We start from the raw sequence: 8,322 nt of genomic DNA on the forward strand, positions 1-8,322 counted from the left end.
GCCCTTCGGCAGGGCGAGGGCGGATTGCCAGAACAGGCGGCTCCGGACCGAGAGGGCCGCCCAGAGCGTCTCGTGCAGCATGTCCGAGCGCAGGAGCGTGCCGTCGAGATCGATGGCCAGCACCGGGCGCCCGCCGGACCCGGCGTCATGGGCGGCGCTCTCGCCGTCGATGGGCAGGACGGAGGTCATCTTGTGCTCGGCCGGGTCAATTATCGTTGATCTTGAGGCTCGGCGGAGATTGCCTCGGCCAGACCGGGTTGGAAAGAACTTTCTGGGTGCCGGGCGACGGCGGAGCGGAGGATGCCGCGCTATCGACACGGGCAGGGGGCGCCGTTATCGTCCCGCCAGATGCATGAATTGACGAGGGAAACCGCCGTGCAAGGGATCGTTCCGAGGTCGCGCTTCGTGGTGCCGGCGGTGCTGGCGCTGATGCTGGCAGGGGGAACGGCGGGCATCGCCGTGGCCCAGGAAGCCGCGCAGCCGGGCGAGGGCGGGCTCGACGCGCTGCTCGCGGCCGAGGCGGAGGCGCGCCTTGCGGCGAACGCGGCCTGGGACGCGGCCGAGGCGGCCGACCGTGCCCGCGAGGCGGCCGAGGCCGAGCTTGCCCGCGCGACCGAAGCGGCGGCGAGCGCGCGGCAGGCGGCGCATGCCGCCATCGCGACGCTGTCCGCCGCCATCGCCGCCCGCCAGGCCGCCGAGGCCGCCGCGCCGGTGCTCGAGACCACGGTATCGACCGAGGACGAGACCGCGCGGCTGGCCGCCGAGGCGGAGGCGGCGCGGGTAGCGGCGGAGCAGGAGGCCGCGCGGGTGGCCGCGGAGGAAGAGGCGGCGCGGGTTGCCGCTCAGGAGGAGGCGGCGCGGATCGCCGCCGAGGAAGAGGCCGCGCGGGTGGCCGCCGAGGAAGAAGCGGCACGGGTTGCTGCAGAGGAGGAGGCCGCGCGGGTGGCCGCCGAGGAAGAAGCCGCACGGGTTGCGGCGCAAGAGGAAGCCGCCCGGCTGGCCGCGGAGGAGGAGGCCGCACGGGTTGCTGCAGAGGAGGAGGCGGCCCGCCTCGCCGCGGAGGCCGAGGCGCGTGCTGAGGCCGAGGCCGCGCTGGCGCGGTGCGTCGCCACGGCCGGAGAGCCGACGGCCGAGGTTCCCGTCACCGAGGAGGCGCAGCGCGAGGCCTTCCGCGCGCTGGCCGAGGCGCGGGCCGATTGCACGGCCGCCGCGCGCGCCCTGCCGGAGGCCGGGGCCGCGCTCTACCATCTCGCCACGATCGCGCAGGCGACGGGCGAGCACCGCGACGCCGTCCGCCTCTACGAGCGCGCGGCCGAGGCCGGGGTGGCCGCCGCCGCCACGCGGCTCGGCGACTACTACAACTTCGGCATCAGGCCCGTGCGCGAGGACGTGGCGCGCGCCGTCGCGCTCTACGAGGAGGCGGTGGCGGCCGGCGACCCGGCGGCGGCGGCGACGCTCGGCATGATGTACCGGCTCGGCCGGGGCGTGCCGCGCGATCCCGAGCGGATGATCGCGCTGATGCGCCAGGCGGCGGAGGAGGGATATCACTTCGCGCAATACCGCCTCGCGCAGACCTACCTGAGCGGCGAGGGCGTGCCCGACGACGCGCAGGCGGCGCTGGGCCTGCCCGATCCGCGCGCGGCGATCCCATTCCTCGCGGGCGCCGCGCGGGCGGGCAACGTGGACGCGGCCTTCGAGCTGGCGGACCTCTACGACACGGTCGTGCCGAACGCCTTCGCGCGCTTCCGCTGGGTGGATTACCTGGCCGGGCGCGGCGACGTGCCGGCGCAGGCGCTCCGCGCCTTCCTGATCGAGCAGGGCATCGGCACCGCCCGCGACCCCGAGCGCGCCGCGCAGGAATATGTCCGCGCGCTCGAGACCGGCCAGATCGAGCCCGAGGCCATGCGCGGCACGGTCAACGGCGTCGTGCCGCCCTGGGACCCGGAGACGGCGGTGGCCTTCCAGCGCATCTTGCAGGAGCGCGGCCTCTACCGCGGCGGGCTCGACGGGCAGGTGGGGCCGATGACGCTGGCCGCCGCGCGGGCGCTGGGCCAGCCGTAGGGTCTCAGCGGTCCAGCGCGTGGTATTCCGCGTTCGGCATCATGTCGGAGGCGATGGCGAAGCGGTTCGACATGTTGAAGAAGCCGACGACGTCGGCGAGATCGAAGATCTCGTCCTGCGACAGGCCCGCCGCACGGAGCGCGCCGCGGTCCTCCTCCACCACCTCCGACGGCGCGGTCGTCAGCTTCCATGCGAAGTCGAGCATCGCGCGGTGCCGTTCCGACAGCTGCGCGACGCGGTAGTTCATCACCAGCATCTCGCCCAGATGCGGGTCGCCCGAGAGCCTGCGCACCGCCTGCCCATGCGCCACGAGACAGTAGAAGCAGCGGTTGGCGGAGGAGACGACGACGGCCACCATCTCGCGCTCGAGCTTGCTCAGGCCGGAGGGCCCCAGCATGAGCGTGTTGTAGTATTGCGAGAAGGCGCGCAGCTTCTCCTGGTTGCGGGAGAAGGTCCTGAGCACGTTCGGCACCATGCCGAGCTTCTCGACGCAGATCTCGAAATAGCGGCGCGTGTCGTCGTCGAGCGCGTCCGGCTCGGGCAGGTCGTAGATCGAGACGTGATCGGGCTGCGGCATGGTCGGTCCTCCCCTCGTGTCGCGCCGAGCGTGGCCCCCCGCGGCGCGGAGGGCAAGGCCCCTACTGCGCGGCCTGGAGCGCGGGGCCGGGCGTCTTCTTCGTCAGCGCGACCCAGGCGTCGTATTGCGACAGGAAGACCTCGCCCGTCAGCTCGTCGAGGAAATGCGAGCGCTTGAGGCGGTCGGTCACGGGGCCCTTCACCTCGGAGAGGTGCAGCTTGACCCCCATGCTCTTCAGCCGCTCGTTCACCGCCTCGAGGCTCTCGAGCGCGGAGGTGTCGATCTCGTTCACGGCCGAGCACATGAGGACCACATGCTTCACCGGGCTGTCGGCCGTGACGCGGTCCTGCACGAGATCCTCGAGGAAGCGGGCATTGGCGAAGTAGAGCGACTCGTCGATCCTCAGCGTCACCACCTCGGGATGGGTCTTCACATGGTGGCGCAGGATGTTGCGGAAGTGGTGCGTCCCGGGGACGAGGCCGACCTCGGCCACGTGCGGCTTCGACGTCTTGTAGAGGTGGAGCGCGATCGACAGGATCACGCCCGCCGAGACGCCCGCCTCGACGCCGAGGCCGAGGGTCAGCAGGATCGTCGCCGCGACCGCCACGAAGTCGGCCTTCGCGTAGCCCCAGGTCTTCTTGAGGATCGAGAAGTCCACGAGGCTGAGGACGGCCACGATGATCGTCGCGGCCAGCGTCGCCTTGGGCAGGAAGAAGATCAGCGGCGTCAGGGCCAGCGCCGCGATGGCGAGGCCGATGGCGGTGAAGGCGCCGGCGGCCGGCGTCTCGGCGCCCGCATCGAAGTTCACGGCCGACCGCGCGAAGCCGCCGGTGACGGGATAGCCGCCGGTGAAGCCCGCGCCGATGTTGGCCGCGCCGAGGCCGATCAGCTCCTGATCTGGGTCGATCCGCTGGCGCTTCTTGGCGGCGAGGGTCTGCGCGACCGAGATCGACTCGACGAAGCCGATGACCGAGATCAGGAGCGCGGGGATGAAGAGCGCCGAGACGAGGTCGAGCGAGAGGCCGGGCAGCGTGAAGGGGGGCAGGGACTGCGGCACCGCGCCGACGATCGAGACGCCCGCGGTCTGCGACAGGCCGAGCCCCCAGACGAGGAGCGTGGTGACGACGACGGCGCCGACCGGGCCCGCCTTCTGCGCGATGTCGGCGAGCCTGGGCCTGACGCCGCGGGCGATGAGGAAGGGCTTGAGCCCCTTGCGCACCCAGAACAGGAAGGCCGTGGCCGCGACCCCGATCACCAGCGTCACGAGGTTCGTTTCGGGCAGGTGCGCGACGAGCGACGCCACCATCTCGATCAGCGTGTGGCCATGCGCCTCGACGCCGAGGATGTGCTTGAGCTGGCTCGCCGCGATCAGGATGCCCGAGGCGGTGATGAAGCCCGCGATGACCGGGTGCGAGAGGAAGTTCGCGACGAAGCCCAGCCGGAAGAGGCCCATGGCGAGCAGGATCGCCCCCGACAGGACCGCGAGCGTCAGCGCCGCGACGGCATAGCCCGCGGTGCCCTGCTCGGCCACCTGGCCGACGGCGGCGGCGGTCATCAGCGAGACGACGGCCACGGGACCGACGGCGAGCGCGCGGGAGGTGCCGAAGATCGCGTAGAGGATGATCGGCAGGATCGAGGCGTAGAGGCCCGCCTCGGGCGGCAGCCCGGCGAGCAGCGCATAGGCCAGCGACTGCGGGATCAGCATGATCGTGACGATCACCGCCGCGAGAAGGTCGGATTGCAGCGCGTCGCGGGTGTAGGTCCGCCCCCAGTCGAGGATGGGAACATACCGGCGGAGGGTCTCGATCATGGCCTTGTCTTTCTGGTGGGAACGGCCCTGAGGCGGGCCGACCGGGGGTCTCTCAGCGGGCGGTGACCTTCTCGGGCTTCACCATCCATTCCTTTCCGCGCAGCATCGCCTTCCAGTAGAAGGGCGGCAGCACGGTCTCCTTCAGGAACCAGGCCGCGCGCGTGGGCTTGGTCCCGTCGATCAGCCAGCGCGGGAACGACGGCAGCAGCGCGCCGCCATAGCCGAACTCGGCCAGCACGATCTTGCCCTTCTCCACCGTCAGCGGGCAGGAGCCGTAGCCGTTGTAGATCGCCGTCGGCGCGCGCCCGTCGATGTCGTCGGCCACGTTCTCGGCCACGATGGGGGCCTGCATCCGCGCCGCCGCCGCCGTCTTGGCGTTCGGCGCGTTCATCACGTCGCCGAGCGACCAGATGTTCTCGAACGTCTTGTGGCGGAGCGTCGCCTGGTCGACATCCACCCAGCCCGCCGCGTCGGCGAGCGGCGAGACGCGGACGAAGTCGGGCGCGACCTGCGGGGGGACGACATGGAGCATGTCGAACTCCACCTCGACGGTGCGCACCGCCTCCTCGGGGCGCTTCACCTCGAACCATGCCTTCCTGGCGGGTCCGTCGACGGCCACGAGGTTGTGGAAGAAGTTCAGCTCGGCCTTGTAGCGGTTCATGTAGGATTGCAGCGCGGGAACGTAGTCCTTCACCCCGAAGAGCACGCCGCCCGCGTTCATGAACTGGATGTCGATCCGGTCGAGCACGCCCTCGCGGTGCCAGTGGTCGCCCGAGAGGTAGAGCGCCTTCTGCGGCGCGCCCGCGCACTTGATCGGCATCGGCGGCTGGGTGAAGACGGCGCGGCCCCGCTTGAGGTTCCGCACGAGCTCCCAGGTGTAGGGCGCCAGATCGTAACGGTAATTCGACGTCACCCCGTTCTGGCCGAGGGTGTCCACCAGCCCCTCGATCCGGTGCCAGTCGAGCTTGAGCCCCGGCGCCACGATGAGGCGCTTGTACTTCACCACGCGGCAGCCATCGAGGATGACGGCGTTGTCCTTCGGCTCGAAGGCGGCGACGGCGGACTTGATCCAGTGGACGCCGCGGGGAATGAGGCTGCCCATCGTCCTGGCGGTCGTCGCGGCCTCGAAGATGCCGCCGCCCACCATGGTCCAGCCGGGCTGGTAGTAGTGGATGTCGGCGGGGTCGATGATCGCCAGGTTGAGGTTGGGCTTGCGCGCCCGGAGCGAGGAGGCGACCGCGATGCCCGCCGCGCCCCCGCCCACGATCACGACGTCGAAGCTGGCGTCCGCGCGATCGGTGGGCGTGCGGCCCCCGTTGGCGATGCGGCGGACGACGCCGCCCATGTCGTAGCCCGCGCCCTGCGTCGCGGCGAGGATGTCGGCGACCGGCTTCTCCTTCGCGACCGCCAGCGACCAGAGCGTGGCCGAGCGCGTGCCGGTGCGGCAATAGGCGAGGATCGGCCCCGGAAGCTCGGTCATCAGGGCGCGGAAGCGGTCCGCGTCCGCGTCCGAAACCTTGCCCGCGGTGATCGGCAGATAGGCCGTTTTCAGCCCGAGGGCGACGGCCGCCGCCTCGATCTCCTCGAAGTTCGGCTGGTCCATGCCCTCGCCGTCGGGCCGGTTGCAGACGATGGCGCGGAAGCCCGCGTCGGCGATGGCCTGCACGTCGTCCGCGGTGATCTGGGGGGCGACCGACAGGCCGGCCGTGATCGTTCTGGCATCCATGGCGGAGCCTCCTCCTGAAGGGGTCCCTCGCCCCCGGTGTTGCGGCGGGCGGGTGCGTCCTGCCCCCGCCCGTCCTGGCATCAGAGCGCGTTGACCGGCACCTTCAGCATCGGGCGGCCGTCCTTGTCCTTCGGCACCTCGCCCGCGCGCATGTTCACCTGCAACGAGGGGATGATGAGCTTGGGCATGTCGAGCTGCGCGTCGCGCTCGGTGCGGAACTTGACGAAGTCGTCCTTCGACTTGCCTCCGCCGACGTGGATGTTGAACTGCTTCTCCTCGCCCACCGTGGTCTCCCACTGGATGTCGCGGCCGTTGGGCCCGTAGTCGTGGCACATGAAGAGGCGCATGTCGTCGGGCAGCGTCAGCACCTTCTGGATGCTGTCGTAGAGCGTGCCCGCATCCCCGCCGGGGAAGTCCGCGCGCGCCGAGCCGCCGTCCGGCATGAAGAGCGTGTCGCCCACGAAGGCGGCGTCGCCCATCACGTGCGTCATGCAGGCGGGCGTGTGGCCCGGCGTGTAGATCGCGAAGGCGCGCATGCCGCCCACCATGTAGCAGTCGCCGTCGTCGAAGAGGGCGTCGAACTGCGAGCCGTCGCGCTGGAACTCGGTGCCCTCGTTGAAGACCTTGCCGAAGGTGTCCTGCACCACGGTGATGTTGCGGCCGATGCCGATCTTGCCGCCCAGCTTCTCCTGGATGTAGGGCGCGGCCGAGAGGTGGTCGGCGTGGACATGGGTCTCGATCAGCCACTCGACCTTGAGGCCCTTCTCCCTGACGTAGGCGATGATCGCGTCGGCGCTGTCGTAGGTGATGCGGCCGGCGGCGTAGTCGATGTCCATGACGCTGTCGACGATCGCGCAGCTGTCGGAGTTGGGGTCCTTCACGACGTAGGAGATCGTGTTGGTGGCCGGGTCGAAGAAGGGCTCGACCTCGGGCTGGACGTTCATGTTCACGGGAAAGTCGGACATTTCTCTGTCTCCTCCGGTTGATTACGAGGTCGCGGTCGCCTTGGGCCGCGAGAGGGATTGCAGGTAGCGGGCGCCGAAGATGCCCGCGAGCATGGCGGCGACGAAGATCAGGACCTCCGTCCGCCCGGTGCCCAGCGCGGGCAGCGCCCCGCCCGGGCAGAAGCCCGCGATGCCCCAGCCGACGCCGAAGAGGGCGGAGCCCCCGATCAGGCGCGCGTCGAGGTTGCGGGCGGTGGGCACGTTGAACCGGCCCTCGAAGATCGGGCGCTGGCGCCCGAAGACGAGGCGGTAGCCCACGAAGGTCACGATCAGCGCGCCGCCCATGACGAAGGCCAGCGACGGGTCCCAGGCGCCCGCGACGTCGAAGAAGTTGATCACCTTGGCGGGGTTGGCCATGCCGGAGACGACGATGCCGGTGCCGAAGATCACGCCGATGAGGTAGACGACGATCAGGTGCATGGGCTCAGCCTCCGATCACGTGGCGGACGACGAAGACGGTCGCGGCCGTCGTCGCCATGAAGGTGAGGGTCGCGGCGATCGAGCGCGGCGAGAGCCGCGCCATGCCGCAGACGCCGTGGCCCGACGTGCAGCCCGAGCCGTAGGTGACGCCGACCCCGACGATCAGGCCGCCGACGACCAGCATGGGCGTCGAGACGGGCACCGTGATCTCCGGCATGCCGCCCGTGGCGAGCCAGTAGACGGCGGGGCCGGTCATCATGCCGGCGAGGATCGCGATGCGCCAGCTCGCGTCATGGAGCGAGGCGGGCGCGAAGATGCCCGTGAGGATGCCCGTGGCGCCCATCACGCGGCCGAGCGTCAGCATCAGCAGCACGGCGGCCAGCCCGATGAGGACGCCGCCTCCGAGCGACTGGAAAGGGGTGAAGGCGGTCTCGATCATGCATGTCTCCCTGCGCCCGCGCGGCGCGTCATGGTCCTGGACGGGGCGGTTCCGCAGGGCGCCCCTCTGTTCGCGCCACCATGGATAGCGATTCTCGCCGCCCGCATCAGTGATCTAGTCACACAAACGCGCGCGCCGTGCGCAGGGGGGCCGGAAAACGCGGTTTTCCGGCGCAAGACGCATGTCTTGCGGGTGGGAAAACGTGCCGTTTTCCCGTTTTTCCCTCGGAAAAACGCCCCTTCAGCCCTCGGCGAGCGCCCTCAGCGCGTCGCAGTCGAGGATCTC

8 protein-coding genes are annotated in these 8,322 nt (G+C 70.7%); 1 reads left to right on the forward strand and 7 read right to left on the reverse strand.

Annotated features, from left to right (window positions below; genetic code table 11):
- Positions 1-189 (reverse strand): hypothetical protein (locus ACTS11_RS20650; protein ID WP_442642164.1); only part of this gene is annotated, 189 nt, incomplete at its 3' end.
- A gap of 186 nt (positions 190-375) precedes the next feature.
- Here ACTS11_RS20650 and ACTS11_RS20655 point away from each other — a divergent pair.
- A complete protein-coding gene (locus ACTS11_RS20655) occupies positions 376-2,061 on the forward strand; it encodes a tetratricopeptide repeat protein (RefSeq protein ID WP_442642165.1) in 1,686 nt (561 codons plus the stop codon).
- A gap of 4 nt (positions 2,062-2,065) precedes the next feature.
- Here the strand turns inward: ACTS11_RS20655 and ACTS11_RS20660 are convergent, their stop codons facing one another.
- From ACTS11_RS20660 to ACTS11_RS20685, 6 genes are all read right to left on the reverse strand, one after another.
- The gene (locus ACTS11_RS20660; protein ID WP_442642166.1) at positions 2,066-2,638 is read right to left on the reverse strand and encodes a peroxidase-related enzyme; all 573 of its coding nucleotides are present in this window, start codon (positions 2,636-2,638) and stop codon (positions 2,066-2,068) included.
- Between the two features lie 61 nt (positions 2,639-2,699).
- Entirely contained in the window at positions 2,700-4,448 is a 1,749-nt protein-coding gene (locus ACTS11_RS20665) for a SulP family inorganic anion transporter (protein ID WP_442642167.1), read from the reverse strand.
- A gap of 52 nt (positions 4,449-4,500) precedes the next feature.
- Entirely contained in the window at positions 4,501-6,174 is a 1,674-nt protein-coding gene (locus tag ACTS11_RS20670; protein ID WP_442642168.1) for a TIGR01244 family sulfur transferase, read from the reverse strand.
- Between the two features lie 80 nt (positions 6,175-6,254).
- Positions 6,255-7,139: an MBL fold metallo-hydrolase gene (locus tag ACTS11_RS20675; RefSeq protein WP_442642169.1), complete on the reverse strand. Its 885-nt coding sequence runs from the start codon at positions 7,137-7,139 to the stop codon at positions 6,255-6,257.
- A 21-nt stretch (positions 7,140-7,160) separates the two neighbouring features.
- Positions 7,161-7,598, reverse strand: coding sequence for a DUF6691 family protein (locus ACTS11_RS20680; RefSeq protein ID WP_442642170.1), 438 nt, complete (start codon positions 7,596-7,598; stop codon positions 7,161-7,163).
- A gap of 4 nt (positions 7,599-7,602) precedes the next feature.
- Positions 7,603-8,037 (reverse strand): YeeE/YedE family protein, encoded by a 435-nt coding sequence (locus ACTS11_RS20685; RefSeq protein ID WP_442642171.1) that lies wholly within the window; start codon positions 8,035-8,037, stop codon positions 7,603-7,605.
- Between the last annotated feature and the right edge of the window lie 285 nt (positions 8,038-8,322).

Origin of the sequence: Roseicyclus sp. (assembly GCF_052168335.1) — a bacterium.
Taxonomy (GTDB): domain Bacteria; phylum Pseudomonadota; class Alphaproteobacteria; order Rhodobacterales; family Rhodobacteraceae; genus Roseibacterium.

Bases quoted from the DNA above. Each gene is read 5' to 3' on its own strand.
- ACTS11_RS20660 (WP_442642166.1), bottom strand. From the start codon at position 2,638: ATGCCGCAGCCCGATCACGTCTCGATCTACGACCTGCCCGAGCCGGAC.
- ACTS11_RS20665 (WP_442642167.1), bottom strand. From the start codon at position 4,448: ATGATCGAGACCCTCCGCCGGTATGTTCCCATCCTCGACTGGGGGCGG.
- ACTS11_RS20670 (WP_442642168.1), bottom strand. From the start codon at position 6,174: ATGGATGCCAGAACGATCACGGCCGGCCTGTCGGTCGCCCCCCAGATC.
- ACTS11_RS20675 (WP_442642169.1), bottom strand. From the start codon at position 7,139: ATGTCCGACTTTCCCGTGAACATGAACGTCCAGCCCGAGGTCGAGCCC.
- ACTS11_RS20680 (WP_442642170.1), bottom strand. From the start codon at position 7,598: ATGCACCTGATCGTCGTCTACCTCATCGGCGTGATCTTCGGCACCGGC.
- ACTS11_RS20685 (WP_442642171.1), bottom strand. From the start codon at position 8,037: ATGATCGAGACCGCCTTCACCCCTTTCCAGTCGCTCGGAGGCGGCGTC.